We start from the raw sequence: 16,871 nt of genomic DNA, 5'->3' as shown, positions 1-16,871 counted from the left end.
AGTAAACCCTCTCTATTTCATTCCCCGGCAAAAGTTGGAAAGCTTCTTGCAATAGCCGCCCTGCGCCCGTTCGGGGCGTCAAAAGTTTGCTTTAAAGGAACGGGGAAAACCGGTGGATCGCACTCAGTTATTCAATACAGCACGCACCAACGTTGCCGACCTCAGTCGAGGCAATCTGGGCGTGCCGTTGTTGCTGCTGGTCATGCTGGCGATGATGATGTTGCCCGTACCGCCGTTCCTGCTCGACGTCTTCTTTACCTTCAACATTGCCCTGTCCATCGTCGTCCTGCTGGTCTGCGTGTATGCGCTGCGGCCGCTGGATTTCGCCGTGTTCCCGACGATTCTGCTGGTGGCGACGCTGCTGCGACTGGCGTTGAACGTGGCCTCGACGCGAGTGGTCATGCTCCACGGTCAGGACGGCCACGCCGCTGCCGGTAAGGTGATTCAGGCGTTCGGTGAGGTGGTGATCGGCGGTAACTACGTGGTCGGTATCGTGGTCTTCGCGATCCTCATGATCATCAACTTCGTCGTGGTGACCAAGGGTGCCGGGCGGATTTCCGAGGTGAGCGCGCGCTTCACCCTCGATGCGATGCCCGGCAAACAAATGGCGATCGACGCCGACCTCAACGCCGGCCTGATCGACCAGAACCAGGCCAAGTCGCGCCGTCAGGAAGTCGCCCAGGAGGCGGAGTTCTACGGTTCGATGGACGGTGCCAGCAAGTTCGTCCGTGGTGACGCCATCGCCGGCCTGCTGATTCTGTTCATCAACCTCATCGGCGGCATGGCCGTGGGTATCTTCCAGCACGGCATGAGCTTCGGCGATGCGGGCAAGGTTTACGCCTTGCTGACCATCGGTGACGGTTTAGTGGCGCAATTGCCATCACTGTTGTTATCTACAGCAGCGGCGATCATGGTGACCCGTGCTTCCGGCTCGGAAGACATGGGCAAGCAGATCAACCGCCAGATGTTCGCCTCGCCGAAAGCGCTGGCCGTGGCCGCTGGTTTGATGGCGGTGATGGGTCTGGTGCCGGGCATGCCGCACTTCTCCTTCCTGAGCATGGCCGCGCTGGCTGCGGGCGGCGCGTACCTGTTCTGGAAAAAGCAGAACGTTGCCAAGGTCGTGGCGCTGGAAGAGGTCAAGCGTCAGCAGGAACTGCTGCCGTCGCCGGCCCGCGCCATGGAAACCAAAGAGCTGGGCTGGGACGACGTCACGCCGATCGACATGATCGGCCTGGAAGTTGGCTATCGCCTGATTCCGCTGGTAGACCGCAATCAGGGTGGGCAATTGCTCGCGCGGATCAAGGGTGTGCGCAAGAAGCTCTCGCAGGATCTGGGCTTCCTGATGCCGACCGTGCACATCCGCGACAACCTTGATCTGGCGCCGAGCGCGTATCGCTTGACGCTGATGGGCGTGATTCTCGCTGAGGCCGAGATCTACCCGGACCGCGAACTGGCGATCAACCCCGGCCAGGTGTATGGCTCGCTCAACGGGATCAACGCCAAAGATCCGGCTTTCGGCCTGGAGGCGGTGTGGATCGAAATCAGCCAGCGCGCCCAGGCGCAATCACTCGGCTACACCGTGGTCGACGCCAGCACCGTGGTCGCCACGCACTTGAACCAGATTCTGTACAAGCACTCCAGTGAGCTGATTGGCCACGAGGAAGTGCAGCAACTCATGCAATTGCTGGCCAAGAGCTCGCCGAAACTGGCGGAAGAGCTGGTGCCGGGCGTGGTTTCGCTGTCGCAGTTGCTCAAGGTCCTGCAAGCGCTGCTCGCCGAGCACGTGCCGGTGCGCGACATCCGCAGCATCGCCGAAGCGATCGCGAACAACGCCGCGAAGAGTCAAGATACCGCCGCGCTGGTCGCCGCTGTGCGGGTCGGCGTATCCCGTGCAATCGTCCAAAGCATTGTAGGCACTGAGTCCGAGCTGCCTGTAATCACATTGGAACCAAGGTTGGAACAGATATTGCTCAATAGTCTGCAGAAGGCAGGACAAGGCTCGGAAGAGGGCGTTCTGCTGGAGCCGAGCATGGCCGAGAAGCTGCAACGTTCGTTGATCGAAGCGGCCCAGCGTCAGGAAATGCAAGGCCAACCGGTGATCCTGCTGGTAGCAGGCCCGATTCGCGCGATGCTCTCGCGTTTCGGCCGCCTCGCAGTGCCAGGGCTGCATGTACTGGCCTACCAGGAAGTACCGGACAACAAGCAAGTGACCATCGTTGCGACAGTAGGGCCCAACGGCTGAGGTAGTGGTTTATGCAAGTTAAGCGTTTTTTCGCCGCCGATATGCGTCAGGCCATGAAGCTGGTTCGCGATGAGCTGGGCGCTGATGCCGCCATCATCGGCAACCGCCGCATTGCCGGCGGCGTCGAGTTGACGGCGGCTCTGGATTACAAATTGTCGGCGCTGGCGCCACGGGTTCCGAACATGGAACTCGAAGACGAGCTGCGCAAGACCCAGTCGCGCATCGTCACCGCCCAGGCCGAGCTGAGCCTGCGTGGCGAAGCCGACGGCAACACCAATCAGCAGTTGTTCGCCGGGCTGCCGTTGACCGCAGGCCTGCCGCTGACCGCTGCCGAGCCGCTGAGCGAGCCAACCTACGCTGCCCCGGCGCGTCCGGCTGCAGCGCCTGCGCAGGCCTCGGCGGGTGTCGATCCGCGAGCACTGGATTCGATGCGTTTTGAATTGAACAGCCTGCGAGAGCTGATGGAAGTGCAGCTCGGCACCCTGGCCTGGAATCAGTTGCAAGGCAGCCGTCCGGCCCAGGCCAATCTGTATCGCCGTCTGCAGCGCATCGGCCTGTCCGGCCCGCTGTCGCGCGATCTGTTGGCGATGATCACCGATATCGAAGAACCCCGTCAGGCCTGGCGCATGCTGCTGGCGCACCTGGCGCGGATGATTGCCGTACCGGAAGTCGAGCCGCTGGAAGAGGGCGGTGTGATTGCCATGGTCGGCCCCGCCGGCATGGGCAAGACCACGACGCTGGCCAAGCTCGCCGCGCGTTACGTGCTCAAGTACGGCGCGCAGAACGTTGCACTGGTGAGCATGGACAGCTTCCGCATCGGCGCGCAGGAACAATTGAAAACCCTCGGGCGCATCCTCAACGTGCCGGTAACGCACGTCGATCCGGGTCAGTCGCTGGTGCAGGCATTGGATCCACTGCTACGCAAACGCGTGGTTTTGATCGATACTGCCGGCCTGCAAGCCAGTGATCCGGCGTTGCGCATGCAGCTTGAGAGCCTGGCCGGGCGTGGCATTCGCTCAAAAAATTATCTGGTCCTGGCAACCACCAGCCAGAAACAGGTTCTAACCGCCGCTTATCACAGTTACAAGCGTTGCGGGCTGGCCGGCTGCATCCTGACTAAACTGGATGAAACGGCCAGTCTCGGCGAAGTGTTGAGCCTGGCGATCAGTCATGAATTGCCGGTCGCGTACCTGACCGATGGCCCACGGATTCCGGATGATCTGCATCTGCCGCGTCGTCATCAATTGGTCAGCCGCGCCGTCAGCGTGCAAATGCAGGAAGAACCCAGCGAAGAAGCCATGGCTGACATGTTCGCTGATATCTATCACAGCCCGACCAAGCAGGTTGGCTGAGGTAATCATGAACAGTTTTTGTACCTACATCGATGGTCTGCCACGCATTGTTCCGATCAGGAACGCGCAGCCAGTAATGTGGCCTCCGTCTATGCAAGACAAGGTAAAGAAATAACATGGGCAGCATGCATCCCGTACAGGTGATCGCGGTGACCGGCGGCAAAGGTGGCGTCGGCAAGACTAACGTGTCAGTGAACTTGTCGCTGGCGCTGGCAGAGCTTGGCCGTCGGGTCATGCTGCTGGACGCCGACCTGGGCCTGGCGAACGTCGACGTTCTGCTGGGGCTGACACCCAAGCGCACACTGGCCGACGTCATCGAAGGCCGTTGCGAATTGCGCGACGTGCTGTTGCAAGGCCCGGGCGGGATTCGCATCGTGCCGGCGGCCTCCGGCACGCAGAGCATGGTGCACTTGAGCCCGGCGCAACACGCCGGCCTGATCCAGGCGTTCAGCGACATCGGCGACAATCTCGACGTGCTGGTGATCGACACCGCTGCGGGTATTGGTGACTCGGTAGTCAGTTTCGTACGCGCCGCCCAGGAAGTGTTGCTGGTGGTCTGCGACGAGCCGACTTCGATCACCGACGCTTACGCGCTGATCAAGTTGCTCAACCGCGACTACGGCATGAACCGCTTCCGCGTGCTGGCCAACATGGCGCAGAGCCCGCAGGAAGGGCGCAACCTGTTCGCCAAGTTGACCAAGGTCACGGATCGCTTCCTCGACGTCGCCCTACAATACGTCGGCGCCGTGCCATACGACGAAAGCGTGCGCAAGGCAGTGCAGAAGCAGCGCGCCGTCTACGAAGCCTTTCCCCGTTCCAAGTGCGCACTGGCCTTCAAGGCCATCGCCCAGAAGGTCGATACCTGGCCGCTGCCCGCCAACCCGCGCGGGCATCTGGAATTTTTCGTCGAGCGTCTCGTGCAGCAAACCGCAGGGCCTGTGATATGACCGCCAGTGGCATGAATCTTTACAAAAAGTCGGCGCGTGACGCGCAATACGAATTGATCGAGCGCTACGCGCCGCTGGTCAAGCGCATTGCCTATCACTTGCTGGCGCGCCTGCCGGCCAGCGTGCAGGTCGAAGACCTGATCCAGGCCGGGATGATCGGTTTGCTGGAAGTCTCGACCAAATACGACGCCAGCAAAGGCGCCAGTTTCGAAACGTACGCGGGCATTCGAATCCGCGGCGCGATGCTCGATGAAGTGCGCAAAGGGGATTGGGCACCACGCTCGGTTCACCGTAATACCAGGATGGTCAGCGACGCGATTCGCTCGATTGAAGCTAAAACCGGCCGTGACGCTAAAGATCACGAGGTTGCGGCCGAACTCCAATTGAGTCTCGACGATTACTACGGGATTCTGAATGACACCTTGGGCAGTCGCCTGTTCAGTTTCGACGACCTCTTGCAGGACGGCGAACACGAAGGGCTGCACGAGGATGGCGCCAGTGCTCATATGGAGCCGTCACGCGATCTGGAAGATGAACGCTTCCAGGCGGCGCTGGCGGACGCGATTGCCAATTTGCCGGAGCGTGAGCGACTGGTGTTGGCGCTGTACTACGACGAAGAGCTGAACCTCAAGGAAATCGGTGAAGTCCTTGGCGTCAGTGAATCGCGGGTCAGCCAGTTACACAGCCAGTGCGCGGCCCGTCTGCGGGGGCGTTTGGGGGAGTGGCGAGCGCGCTGAAGGCAGTGTGGGGACACTGCGAAACGAGGCTGGTGCGGTGATGAACGGCGCCGGTCTCGATCCGTTGTGCTCCAGACAAACTTTAAGTGCTGCGCCGATTGATTGAAGTGGCGCGTCCAGGTGCTGGGCGCGTTTAAGACTGCTTGGAGGTCGAATTGAACAAAGACATGAAAATCCTCATCGTTGATGACTTCTCAACGATGCGGCGGATCATCAAGAACCTGCTGCGCGATCTTGGGTTCACCAACACCGTCGAGGCCGACGATGGCACCACTGCCATTCCGGTGCTCAACAGCGGCAGCATCGACTTTCTGGTAACGGACTGGAACATGCCGGGCATGACCGGTATCGACCTGCTGCGTCACGTGCGCGCCGATGAAAAACTCAAGCACCTCCCGGTGTTGATGGTGACTGCTGAAGCCAAACGCGAGCAGATCATCGAGGCCGCTCAGGCCGGTGTGAACGGTTACGTAGTCAAACCTTTCACGGCTCAAGCGTTGAAAGACAAAATCGAGAAGATTTTCGAACGCATCGGCTGATGAATGCGCGGGGGAGCTATGGAGCATAACGAATCATCACAGGGCGATTTCGAATCGACCCTGAAAAAACACGCGGTCGAACTGGTCGAAAGCCTTGAAAAAGGCAAGTTCGGCGACGCGGTGCAACTGATCCATGAGCTCAATCAGACCCGTGACCGCGGCCTGTATCAGGAAGTGGGCAAGCTCACACGTGAACTGCACAGTGCGATCGTCAATTTCCAGATCGATCCGCACATGCCGCAGGCCGAGGAAGTGTCGCAAATCACCGACGCCACCGAACGCCTGGGCTATGTGGTCAAGCTGACGGAAGCCGCGGCCAACCGCACCATGGATCTGGTGGAAAGCGCCACGCCGGTGGTCAACAGTCTCGCTGATGAAGCGCAGACGTTGAGCGCCGATTGGGGCCGCTTCATGCGTCGCGAGGTCGGGGCTGAAGAGTTCCGTGAACTGGCGCGCCGGGTCGACGGTTTTCTGTCACGCAGCAGCACGGACAACCGTGCGGTGTCGAGCAACCTCAACGACATCCTGCTGGCTCAGGATTACCAGGACCTCACAGGTCAAGTGATCAAGCGTGTGACCCAACTGGTCACCGAAGTCGAAAGCAATCTGCTCAAACTCGTGCTCATGGCCAGTCAGGTCGACCGCTTTGCGGGCATCGAACATGACCGCGCCGCAATGCTTGCTGAAAAAGATCCACAAAAACATCTCTCGCAGGGTGAAGGTCCGCAGATTCATGCCGATAAACGAGAAGACGTTGTGTCCGGTCAGGACGATGTGGACGATTTGTTATCCAGCCTTGGATTCTAGAGTTTCGGAATTCGGGTTTTTTGGGTTTTTAGACCTGTAGGAGCACCCCATTAATGAGCTTCGGCGCCGATGAAGAGATCCTTCAGGATTTCCTGGTTGAGGCCGGCGAGATTCTTGAGCAACTGTCCGAACAACTGGTCGAGCTGGAAAGCCGTCCGGATGATGCAGATCTGCTCAATGCAATTTTTCGCGGTTTCCACACTGTAAAAGGGGGCGCCGGCTTCCTTCAGCTCAATGAGCTGGTGGAGTGCTGTCACATCGCCGAAAACGTGTTCGACATCCTGCGCAAGGGTGAGCGTCGCGTTGATGCAGAACTGATGGACGTGGTGCTCGAAGCACTGGACGCGGTGAACAGCATGTTCAGCGAAGTCCGTGAGCGTGCACCGATCACCGCTGCCACGCCGGAACTGCTGGCCGCGCTGGCGCGTCTGGCCGAACCGCAATCGGCGGATGAAGCCCCGGCTTCGCCGGTTGCCGAGATGATCGAAGAACTGGTCGTTGAAAGCGACTCCTCGGACGACATCACCGATAACGAATTCGAACAACTGCTGGACTCGCTGAACGCCGTCAAGGCCCAGGCCGAGGCTCCGGCCGCTGCTGTGGCGCCCGCGCCGGTTGCCGACACGGCGGCGAGCGATGAAATCACCGACGCCGAATTTGAATCGCTGCTCGATCAGCTGCACGGCAAGGGCCAGTTTGCTGTCGATGCGGTCACTCCGGCGGCACCAGCAGCGCCGGCTGCTCCGGCCGCGGGCGACAGCTCGGACATCACCGACGACGAATTCGAAGCCTTGCTCGATCAGTTGCACGGCAAGGGCAACTTCGCCGTTGACGCGCTGGAATCGGCCATCGCTTCGGCCCCGTCAGCACCTGCTGCACCGGCAGCCGCTGCGGCCGGCAGTGATCTGATCAGCGATCACGAATTCGAATCGCTGCTCGACGAATTGCACGGCAAAGGCAAGTTTGACGCCAGCGCTGCGACTGCCGGCTCCGTGTCGAGCGTCGCCACGCCAGCGGCGAAAGCTCCGGCTGCCGCTGCTGCGCCGAAGCCTGCCGCCAAGCCTGAACCGAAAGCCGAGGCGCCGAAACCGGCCGCCGCTGCTGCACCGGCTCCGGCCCGTGCGCCAGCTGCTGCCCCGGCAGAAAAGCCGGCCAGCGAAGCGGAAACCACCGTGCGCGTCGACACCGCGCGGCTCGACGAGATCATGAACATGGTCGGCGAGCTGGTGCTGGTGCGTAACCGTCTGGTGCGTCTGGGCCTCAACAGCGGCGACGAAGCCATGTCCAAGGCCGTGTCGAACCTCGACGTGGTCACCGCTGACCTGCAGACCGCCGTGATGAAGACGCGGATGCAGCCGATCAAGAAGGTCTTCGGGCGCTTCCCGCGTCTGGTTCGCGACCTCGCGCGTCAGCTCAAGAAAGAGATCAACCTGGAACTGGTGGGCGAAGAAACCGACCTCGACAAAAACCTTGTCGAGGCCCTCGCCGACCCGCTGGTCCACTTGGTGCGCAACGCCGTCGACCACGGCATCGAGTCGCCGGAAGAACGCGAAGCATCGGGCAAGGCCCGTGGCGGTCGCGTGGTGCTGGCGGCCGAGCAGGAAGGCGACCATATCCTGCTGTCGATCTCCGACGACGGCAAAGGCATGGACCCGAACGTCCTGCGTTCGATCGCGGTAAAACGCGGTGTGATGGACAAGGACGCCGCCGATCGCCTGAGCGATACCGAGTGCTACAACCTGATTTTCGCCCCGGGTTTCTCGACCAAGACCGAGATCTCCGACGTGTCCGGCCGTGGTGTCGGCATGGACGTGGTGAAGACCAAGATTTCCCAGCTCAACGGTTCGATCAACATCTACTCGACCAAGGGCCAGGGTTCGAAGATCGTCATCAAGGTGCCGCTGACCCTGGCGATCATGCCGACGCTGATGGTCATGCTCGGCAATCAGGCGTTCGCGTTCCCGCTGGTCAACGTCAACGAAATCTTCCACCTCGACCTGTCGACCACCAACGTCGTCGACGGTCAGGAAGTGGTGATCGTGCGCGACAAGGCGCTGCCATTGTTCTACCTCAAGCGCTGGCTGGTGAGCTCCGCCGCTCACGAAGAGCAGCGCGAAGGCCATGTGGTGATTCTTTCGGTGGGCACTCAGCGCATCGGCTTCGTCGTCGATCAACTGGTCGGCCAGGAAGAAGTGGTCATCAAGCCATTGGGCAAAATGCTCCAGGGAACTCCGGGCATGTCCGGCGCCACCATCACCGGTGACGGCCGCATTGCGCTGATTCTCGATGTTCCAAGCATGCTCAAGCGTTACGCCACAAAGCGTATTTGAATCCGGGGCGGCGGCGCGATGACGCGCCGCTGCACCTAATGGAGTGTTTATGGCAGTCAAAGTCCTGGTGGTGGACGATTCGGGTTTTTTCCGCCGCCGCGTCTCGGAAATTCTTTCGGCGGATCCGAGCATCCAGGTGGTCGGTACGGCCACCAACGGTAAAGAGGCGATCGATCAGGCCATGGCCCTCAAGCCTGACGTGATCACCATGGACTACGAGATGCCGATGATGGACGGCATCACGGCAGTGCGGCACATCATGCAGCGCTGCCCGACCCCGGTGTTGATGTTCTCCTCGCTGACGCATGAAGGCGCGCGGGTAACCCTCGATGCGCTGGACGCTGGCGCGGTGGATTTCCTGCCGAAGAATTTCGAAGACATCTCGCGCAACCCCGAGAAGGTCAAGCAACTGCTTTGCGAGAAAGTCCACAGCATCTCGCGCAGTAACCGTCGTTTCAGTGCCTACAGCGCGCCGGCTCCCGCCGCTGCGCCAGCGCCGACGCCTGCTCCGGCAGCGTCGAGCTACGGCAGCCACACGAGCCACAGCAGCCCTGTCCCGGCACGTCCGGCACCTGCGCCAGCGCCTGCTCGCGCATCCGCTGCCAGCGCTTCGTCGCCGGCACCGAAACGCAAAGCCTACAAACTGGTTGCCATCGGCACCTCGACTGGCGGCCCGGTCGCGCTGCAACGTGTACTGACGCAATTGCCGGCGAACTTCCCGGCGCCGATCGTGCTGATCCAGCACATGCCGGCGGCGTTCACCAAGGCGTTTGCCGAGCGTCTCGACAAGCTCTGCCGCATCAGCGTCAAGGAAGCCGAGGATGGCGACATCCTGCGTCCGGGCCTGGCGCTGCTGGCGCCGGGTGGCAAGCAGATGATGATCGACGGCCGTGGCGCGGTGAAGATTCTGCCGGGTGACGAACGTTTGAATTACAAGCCGTGCGTGGACATTACCTTCGGTTCTGCAGCCAAGTCTTACGGCGACAAAGTTCTGGCAGTCGTACTGACCGGCATGGGCGCCGACGGCCGCGAAGGCGCGCGTCTGCTCAAGCAGGGCGGCAGTTCGGTGTGGGCGCAGGACGAAGCTAGCTGCGTGATCTACGGCATGCCGATGGCCATCGTCAAAGCCGATCTGGCTGACGCGGTGTATGGTCTGGACGACATCGGCAAGCACATCGTCGAGGCGTGTATCTGATGGATGTTCTCAGCCTAATCGGCCTCATCATGGCGTTCGTCGCCATCATCGGCGGCAACTACCTTGAAGGCGGTCACCTGGGCGCGCTGGCCAACGGCCCGGCGGCGCTGATTGTACTGGGCGGCACGGTCGGTGCTGCGCTGCTGCAATCGCCGATGAGTGCGTTCAAGCGCGCCATGCAGATTCTCGGCTGGATCTTCTTTCCGCCGCGTGTCGACCTGGCTGGTGGCATCGACCGCGTGGTCAATTGGAGCCTGACGGCGCGCAAGGAGGGCTTGCTCGGCCTCGAAGGCGTGGCCGACGCCGAACCTGACAGCTATTCGCGCAAGGGTCTGCAACTGCTGGTCGACGGCGCCGAGCCGGAAGCCATTCGCAGCATTCTCGAAGTGGATTTCTACACTCAGGAATCCCGCGACATCGAAGCGGCCAAGGTGTTCGAAAGCATGGGCGGCTACGCGCCGACCATCGGCATCATCGGTGCGGTGATGGGCCTGATCCACGTGATGGGCAACCTCGCCGATCCGTCGCAACTGGGTAACGGCATTGCCGTGGCGTTCGTCGCGACCATCTACGGCGTGGCCAGTGCCAACCTGATCCTCTTGCCGGTCGCGGCCAAGCTCAAGTCCATCGCGTTGCGGCAGTCGCGTTATCGCGAAATGTTGCTGGAAGGAATTCTGTCGATCGCCGAAGGTGAAAACCCTCGTTCCATTGAGTTGAAGCTGCAAGGCTTCATGGACTAAGGGAATAACCTCATGGCTCGTCGTCGCCACCAGGAAGAACACGTCAATCACGAGCGCTGGCTCGTGTCCTACGCGGATTTCATCACTTTGCTGTTCGCGTTTTTCGTGGTGATGTACTCGATCTCGTCGATCAACGAAGGCAAATACAAAGTCATTTCCGAAGCGCTGATCGGCGTGTTTACCGACTCCGATCGCTCGCTCAAGCCGATTCCGATCGGCGACGAACGACCGAAAACCGTGACCCCGGCCAAGCCGCTGGTCAAGGATGCCGAACAGGTCGACGCCGGTATTTCCGGGGCCAGCGATCCGCTGAAAAGCATCGCCGATGACATCAGTGCCGCCTTCGGTGACTTGATCAGCTCCAACCAGATGACCGTGCGCGGCAACGAGTTGTGGGTCGAGATCGAGCTCAATTCCAGCCTGTTGTTTGGCAGCGGCGACGCCATGCCGAGCGACATCGCGTTCAACATCATCGACAAGGTCGCGGCGATCCTCAAACCGTTCGATAACCCGATCCACGTCGAAGGCTTCACCGACGATCAACCGATCCGCACCGCGCAGTACCCGACCAACTGGGAACTGTCCTCGGCGCGCTCGGCGAGCATCGTGCGCATGCTCGCCATGCAGGGCGTAAACCCTGGGCGACTGGCGTCGGTGGGCTACGGCGAATTCCAGCCAGTGGCGAACAACGCCACGGTCGAAGGCCGGGCGAAGAACCGTCGAGTGGTGCTGGTGGTGTCGCGCAATCTTGATGTGCGCCGCAGCCTGACGGGCACCGGAACCGCCAATGCGCAACCGGACGCGGCGTTGAAGCGCGCTGGCACACAAACTGCACCGACCCCGGTCAAGACGCCGGGACGCGAGAGTGCCGTCAATTCTCCGTCGCCCGCATTAACACGCTGAAGCATGTCTCGGCCAATCAACCTGGCCGGGAGGAACGAACTGAATGAGAGTCTGGGCAGTCGCCAATCAAAAGGGTGGTGTCGGTAAAACCACATCCTCCATCGCTTTAGCCGGATTGCTGGCCGAGGCGGGCAAGCGCGTGGTTGTGGTCGATCTGGACCCGCACGGCTCGATGACCAGCTATTTCGGCTATGACCCCGACAGCCTGGAACACAGCAACTACGACCTGTTTCTGCACAAGGGCAGCGTGCCGCAAGGCCTGCCGGGGCAGTTGCTGTTGTCGACCAGCGACGAACGCATTTCCCTGCTGCCATCGAGCACCGCACTGGCCACCCTTGAGCGGCAGTCGCCGGGGCAGAGTGGCTTGGGCCTGGTGATCGCCAAGAGTCTGGCGCAATTGTGGCAGGACTTCGATTACGCGATCATCGACAGCCCGCCGTTGCTCGGTGTGCTGATGGTCAACGCCCTCGCGGCGAGCCAGCAACTGGTGATCCCGGTGCAGACCGAGCACTTGGCCGTGAAAGGCCTGGAGCGCATGGTCAACACGTTGGCGATGATCAACCGCTCGCGCAAACAGCCGCTGCCGTTCAGCATCGTGCCGACTTTGTTCGACCGCCGCACGCAGGCGTCGATGGGCACCTTGCGCGTGCTGCGTGACAAATTCCCCGAAGACATCTGGCACGGCTACATCCCGGTCGATACCCGTCTGCGCGACGCCAGCCGGGCGGGCGTCACGCCTTCGCAATTCGACGGCAAGAGCCGTGGCGTCCTGGCCTACCGCGCACTGCTCAAGCACCTGCTCGCGCAGCAACTTGTTCCGCAGGTGGCCTGAGCATGATCTTTATTCGTGTAGGAGCTGCCGAAGGCTGCGATCTTTGATCTGGCCTGTCAGTGCTCCTGAAAAGATCAAAAGATCGCAGCCTTCGGCAGCTCCTACAGGGAGTCGCGCATGAACCGGCCGGTGAAGCTGACTTCTCGTCCGCAACAGGCCTTGCAGTCCTATCTGGAAGACCTGTTGCTCGACCTGCCCGAGGACTTGCCTGCGCCGGTCGAAGCGCCGCCGCCAGTCGTCGAACAGGCGCAGCCTGAAGTGGTGGAAAGCACCGAGGCCATGGACGAGTTCCAGGCAGCGGTGCTGGAGGAGCAGGCCCGCGACGCGCAGAAATCCGTCGCTCCAATTGCCGCGCCCGCTGCTGCCCCCGTGGCTAAAGCACCGGTGGCGCTGATCGACGAACCGCGCGCGCCGCTGTCGACCTTGGCGCCGCTGCTGCAAACACAATTATTGACCGTGCCGGAACCCGAGCCGGAGCCAGAACCCGCGCCGCAGATTGCGGAGCCGAAGGTGCTGGTCCCGCCGCTGGTCGAAGTGCATCTGCCACCGAACAACCCGCCGCCACCGGTCGAGCCCGATGGCCGTCCGGCCTGGGCTGCCGATGCTTTCGAATGCTTGCTGTTCGACGTTGCCGGGCTGACCCTGGCGGTGCCGCTGGTGTGCCTCGGCTCGATCTATTCGCTGGCCGGCCACGAGCTGACGCCGCTGTTTGGTCAGCCGGAGTGGTTCCTCGGCATTCTGCCGAGCCAGGCTGGCAACCTGAAAGTTTTGGACACCGCGCGCTGGGTCATGCCGGATCGTTACCGCGATGACTTCCGGCAGGGCCTGCAATACGTGATTTCGGTACAAGGTTACGAGTGGGGGCTGGCAGTGCATCAGGTCAGCCGCTCGTTGCGCCTGGACCCGAATGAAATCAAATGGAGAAGTCACCGGGGTCAGCGGCCATGGCTCGCCGGCACCGTGATCGAGCACATGTGTGCATTGCTTGACGTATCCGCACTGGCCGAGTTGATCGCCAGCGGCGGGGCAAAGCACTTGAGTGGCAACAAGCCGCTACATAAACCGACATAGCAGCCGACATAACAATCAGGCGATGGCATTTTCCAATGCCACCACACAGAACACACACCGCCCGGGGCGGTTTTTTCGAGGGGTCAGGGTATGAGTAGTCAGGCGTCGAATGCAAAAGGTTCTGAAGATCCGATCCTGCAATGGGTGACCTTCAAACTGGATAACGAAACCTACGGCATCAACGTGATGCGCGTGCAGGAAGTGCTGCGCTACACCGAGATCGCGCCGGTGCCGGGTGCACCGAGCTACGTGCTGGGCATCATCAACCTGCGCGGTAACGTGGTCACCGTGATCGACACCCGTCAGCGCTTCGGCCTGCACAGCGGCGAGATCAGCGACAACACCCGTATCGTCATCATCGAAGCCGACAAGCAAGTCGTTGGCATCATGGTCGACAGCGTGGCCGAAGTGGTTTACCTGCGTCAGTCGGAAATCGAAACTGCGCCGAACGTCGGTAACGAAGAATCGGCCAAGTTCATTCAGGGCGTGTGCAACAAGAACAACGAACTGCTGATTCTGGTCGAGCTGGACAAGATGATGAGCGAAGAAGAATGGTCGGAACTGGAGAGCATCTGATTTGATTCTCGAGGTTGCGGTAATTGTTCTGTTCCTGTTCTGGGCCGGCACGCTGGCGATGTTCGTCTCGTACATCAAGGCGCAGCGGGTAATCGCTGCACAGCAGGCCCAGGGTGATGCGCTGCGTGATCAGCGCATCAAGGAACTGGCCAAACGCGTCGACGATTACCAGAACGGCAACGTGCGCATGGGCGAGGCCCTGCACGAGTTGCGCGCGGTGGTGAGTCCGTTGCCGGACAAGATCGTTGCACTGGAACAACGCGACCCATCGAGCCTGTCATTCGCCCAGGCGGCGAAACTGGTGGGCATGGGCGCCAGCGTCGATGAACTGACTCAGTCGTGCGGCTTGACCCAGGCTGAGGCGGAGTTGATGCGCAAGTTGCATAAGAGCAGCTAGGAGTTTCAAGCTCCAAGCTTCAAGCAAGATCAAAAGATCGCAGCCTTCGGCAGCTCCTGCATCGGGATTCACGTTTCCCTGTAGGAGCTGCCGAAGGCTGCGATCTTTTGCTTTTGGGCTTCAATAATCATCCCCACGGGCGGTGATGTCCTTCTCGACCATCGGCGCGTTCGGGTCTTGTCCTTCGGGGAATTTGCCCTTCAGATTCCAGGCAAACGCGATGATCTCGGCGATGGTGCGATAGAGCTCTTCGGGAATGCTGTCGCCCAGTTCCATCCGCGCCAGCAGGCGCACCAGTTCGGCGTTCTCGTAGATCGGCACTTCGTAATCGCGAGCGATACGCAGGATTTCTTCGGCCAGTTCCTCGTCGCCCTTGGCGGTGAGCGTCGGGGCGTGGTTGCCGTCGTATTTGAGGGCGATGGCCTGGCGTGGGGCAGTGGAATCGTTCATGCGGTTTCGTCGACCCAGCGGTGTTCGAGGCGGGTTTGGTTGCCTTGCGGCGGGGTGCCGTGGTGGCAGTCGAGGTCGCCGACGTTGAGCCCGGAATCGAGCAAGCGCTGGCGCAGGGCGAACAGGTTGTTCTCGATCAGGTCCGCGGTGTACGGCCGCTCGGCCCACAGCTGACTGGACAGGCTGCCAGCGATCAATTGCGCCTGAATCTGCATTGGCCCGAGCGGTTCCAGATCGAAGGCCAGATCGACGCGCCACAGTTGCTGTTTGGCTTCGCGCTCATCGCGGCGTTCGTGCGGCTGCGGTTCGCGCTCCGGCGCTTCTTCACGCTGAAACTTGACCTGCAACGGCACGATGTCTTGCAGGTTGCGCATGGGGATTTCCAGCTGCCAAGTGCTGAGCAGGCGGCCATCGTCGGTGACGCCGGTCTGTTCCAGGCTCGACAGCTGGTGGCTCTGGAGACGCGACACCGCAGCGGCGGCGAGGCGCAGCAGTTGTTCGAGATCACCTTCGCCTTCGAGTTTCGCCAGCAGTCGTTCGGGCAACGGGAAGCTGCTCGTCACCGGTTTGGCGCTGACCTGGCCTAGGGTGCCGAGGGCGTTCCGGACGAAACTCGGCAGTGCCTGGGCAAGGGTATTGGCGGCGATGATTGCATTGAAATTGGTGTTGCTTGGCAGGCCCGGGGTCAGTTGCGCGATCAGTTTGAGCAGGTCGGCTTTCATGTCCGGGGCGAGAGTCGGGTTTTGTCCGCCGAGCAATTTCGCTTCGAGGAACGCGCCGCTGTTGGCCAAGGCCAGCGCCACGCCTTTGGCGGTGCTCATTTGCGGCAGGTCCGGCAGGCTGGCAAGCAGCTTGTCGACCACCGCGCGCAGATCGGCCGAAGTCTGATCGCTGGATGGCGGCAGGTTCTGCAACATCTTCAGCAAGCCATCGAGCGAGCCCTGACGACTTTGCTGACCGAGCAATTGCTGACTGACCGCCAGTTGTTCCTGACGGCTGCTCAGCGGCACGAATTTGAGGGTTTGCGCATCCTGCACCTGCGCCGACAACAAGGTGCCGATGCGCAGCGGTTGCGGGCTGTCGACGGTCAAAGTGCTGCCGCTCAATGCGGTGTTGAGCAGGGTGACCATCGAGCGAAATACCGCCGCTTGCCCCGGCGTCTGCGGCAGGGCCTGCGAGGTCACGACTTTGCCTTGCAGCAAGGTGCCGGCGGGCAATTGCGCGGTATCGATGCGGGTGAGGGTGGCGACGCTGCTGGCGATCGCTTGCTGTACGGTGATCGCCAGATTACCGGCCGATGGCTGAGTGATCGCCAGGTTGGTGCCCTGTGGCAACGGCAGGTTGCTGCTGGCCTGCACGGTGGTCTGACGGCCGCTGTCGAGGGTCACTTTCAACAGCAATTCAAAGGTCTGATCGGCCTGCTTGAGCGACAACACCTCAGCCTTGGCGCTTTGTCCCGCGCCGATCAAGCCCTCGACCGGCGTCAGCAGCTTGAGCAGTTCACCCGTCTGCGGGCGAGCGCTCGCCGGCACGGTGGGCGGCAGCGGGAGGATGTTCATTTCGCCTGTCATACGCGGACACAACCTGAGGAAATTGCGCTCTTGAGAGTAAGGCACGGCATGTATAATGCCGCGCGTCGTGCGCTTCGTTCAAAAAACCTGGCAATTGTTTGATCCAGCTCGCCAGATCGAGCGATCAAAGCATCTATGCTGCATCTCTTTAACGGCCGCTCCAGAGCCGACTTGAACCGTAT

16 protein-coding genes are annotated in these 16,871 nt (G+C 61.2%); 14 read left to right on the top strand and 2 right to left on the bottom strand.

Features of this window, described 5'->3' with window-relative positions; genetic code table 11:
• Positions 1–112: 112 nt before the first annotated feature.
• The 14 genes from flhA (at position 113) to ACZZ0K_RS16145 (ending at position 14,668) form a co-directional block, all read left to right on the top strand.
• On the top strand, positions 113–2,242 hold the full coding sequence (gene flhA / locus ACZZ0K_RS16210; RefSeq protein WP_016771062.1) for a flagellar biosynthesis protein FlhA: 2,130 nt from the start codon (positions 113–115) through the stop codon (positions 2,240–2,242).
• A gap of 11 nt (positions 2,243–2,253) precedes the next feature.
• A complete protein-coding gene (flhF, locus tag ACZZ0K_RS16205; protein WP_041479630.1) occupies positions 2,254–3,594 on the top strand; it encodes a flagellar biosynthesis protein FlhF in 1,341 nt (446 codons plus the stop codon).
• Between the two features lie 116 nt (positions 3,595–3,710).
• On the top strand, positions 3,711–4,541 hold the full coding sequence (gene fleN / locus ACZZ0K_RS16200) for a flagellar synthesis regulator FleN (RefSeq protein WP_016771060.1): 831 nt from the start codon (positions 3,711–3,713) through the stop codon (positions 4,539–4,541).
• Positions 4,538–5,278 carry an RNA polymerase sigma factor FliA gene (gene fliA / locus ACZZ0K_RS16195; RefSeq protein WP_016771059.1) on the top strand — a complete coding sequence of 247 codons (741 nt, stop codon included), beginning with the start codon at positions 4,538–4,540 and terminating at the stop codon, positions 5,276–5,278. Before fleN ends, fliA begins: the two co-directional genes overlap by 4 nt.
• A gap of 167 nt (positions 5,279–5,445) precedes the next feature.
• The gene (locus ACZZ0K_RS16190) at positions 5,446–5,817 is read left to right on the top strand and encodes a chemotaxis response regulator CheY (protein ID WP_024012118.1); all 372 of its coding nucleotides are present in this window, start codon (positions 5,446–5,448) and stop codon (positions 5,815–5,817) included.
• 18 nt (positions 5,818–5,835) lie between these two features.
• Positions 5,836–6,624 (top strand): protein phosphatase CheZ, encoded by a 789-nt coding sequence (locus tag ACZZ0K_RS16185; RefSeq protein ID WP_016771058.1) that lies wholly within the window; start codon positions 5,836–5,838, stop codon positions 6,622–6,624.
• 53 nt (positions 6,625–6,677) lie between these two features.
• A complete protein-coding gene (locus ACZZ0K_RS16180) occupies positions 6,678–8,954 on the top strand; it encodes a chemotaxis protein CheA (protein WP_463559200.1) in 2,277 nt (758 codons plus the stop codon).
• Positions 8,955–9,003: 49 nt separating this feature from the next.
• The gene (locus tag ACZZ0K_RS16175; RefSeq protein WP_056783833.1) at positions 9,004–10,149 is read left to right on the top strand and encodes a protein-glutamate methylesterase/protein-glutamine glutaminase; all 1,146 of its coding nucleotides are present in this window, start codon (positions 9,004–9,006) and stop codon (positions 10,147–10,149) included.
• A complete protein-coding gene (locus ACZZ0K_RS16170) occupies positions 10,149–10,889 on the top strand; it encodes a flagellar motor protein (protein WP_016771055.1) in 741 nt (246 codons plus the stop codon). The genes ACZZ0K_RS16175 and ACZZ0K_RS16170 overlap by 1 nt, the downstream gene beginning before the upstream one ends.
• A gap of 12 nt (positions 10,890–10,901) precedes the next feature.
• The gene (gene motD / locus ACZZ0K_RS16165) at positions 10,902–11,792 is read left to right on the top strand and encodes a flagellar motor protein MotD (RefSeq protein ID WP_016771054.1); all 891 of its coding nucleotides are present in this window, start codon (positions 10,902–10,904) and stop codon (positions 11,790–11,792) included.
• A 43-nt stretch (positions 11,793–11,835) separates the two neighbouring features.
• A complete protein-coding gene (locus ACZZ0K_RS16160; protein WP_039763606.1) occupies positions 11,836–12,624 on the top strand; it encodes a ParA family protein in 789 nt (262 codons plus the stop codon).
• A 117-nt stretch (positions 12,625–12,741) separates the two neighbouring features.
• Entirely contained in the window at positions 12,742–13,695 is a 954-nt protein-coding gene (locus ACZZ0K_RS16155; protein ID WP_252877693.1) for a CheW domain-containing protein, read from the top strand.
• A 90-nt stretch (positions 13,696–13,785) separates the two neighbouring features.
• Positions 13,786–14,271 (top strand): chemotaxis protein CheW, encoded by a 486-nt coding sequence (locus tag ACZZ0K_RS16150; RefSeq protein ID WP_016771050.1) that lies wholly within the window; start codon positions 13,786–13,788, stop codon positions 14,269–14,271.
• 1 nt (position 14,272) lies between these two features.
• The gene (locus tag ACZZ0K_RS16145) at positions 14,273–14,668 is read left to right on the top strand and encodes a DUF2802 domain-containing protein (protein WP_042607551.1); all 396 of its coding nucleotides are present in this window, start codon (positions 14,273–14,275) and stop codon (positions 14,666–14,668) included.
• A gap of 120 nt (positions 14,669–14,788) precedes the next feature.
• On the opposite strand, the gene ACZZ0K_RS16140 is transcribed toward ACZZ0K_RS16145, so the two are convergent.
• Positions 14,789–15,118 carry an EscU/YscU/HrcU family type III secretion system export apparatus switch protein gene (locus tag ACZZ0K_RS16140; protein ID WP_041479625.1) on the bottom strand — a complete coding sequence of 110 codons (330 nt, stop codon included), beginning with the start codon at positions 15,116–15,118 and terminating at the stop codon, positions 14,789–14,791.
• Complete coding sequence (gene fliK, locus ACZZ0K_RS16135) at positions 15,115–16,689, bottom strand: flagellar hook-length control protein FliK (RefSeq protein ID WP_252885572.1); 1,575 nt, start codon at positions 16,687–16,689, stop codon at positions 15,115–15,117. Before fliK ends, ACZZ0K_RS16140 begins: the two co-directional genes overlap by 4 nt.
• Positions 16,690–16,871: the final 182 nt, after the last annotated feature.

This window comes from Pseudomonas sp. AC255 (genome assembly GCF_979258175.1).
Note: the sequence above shows the minus strand (reverse complement) of the source record. Positions and strands in the feature narration are given on the sequence as shown.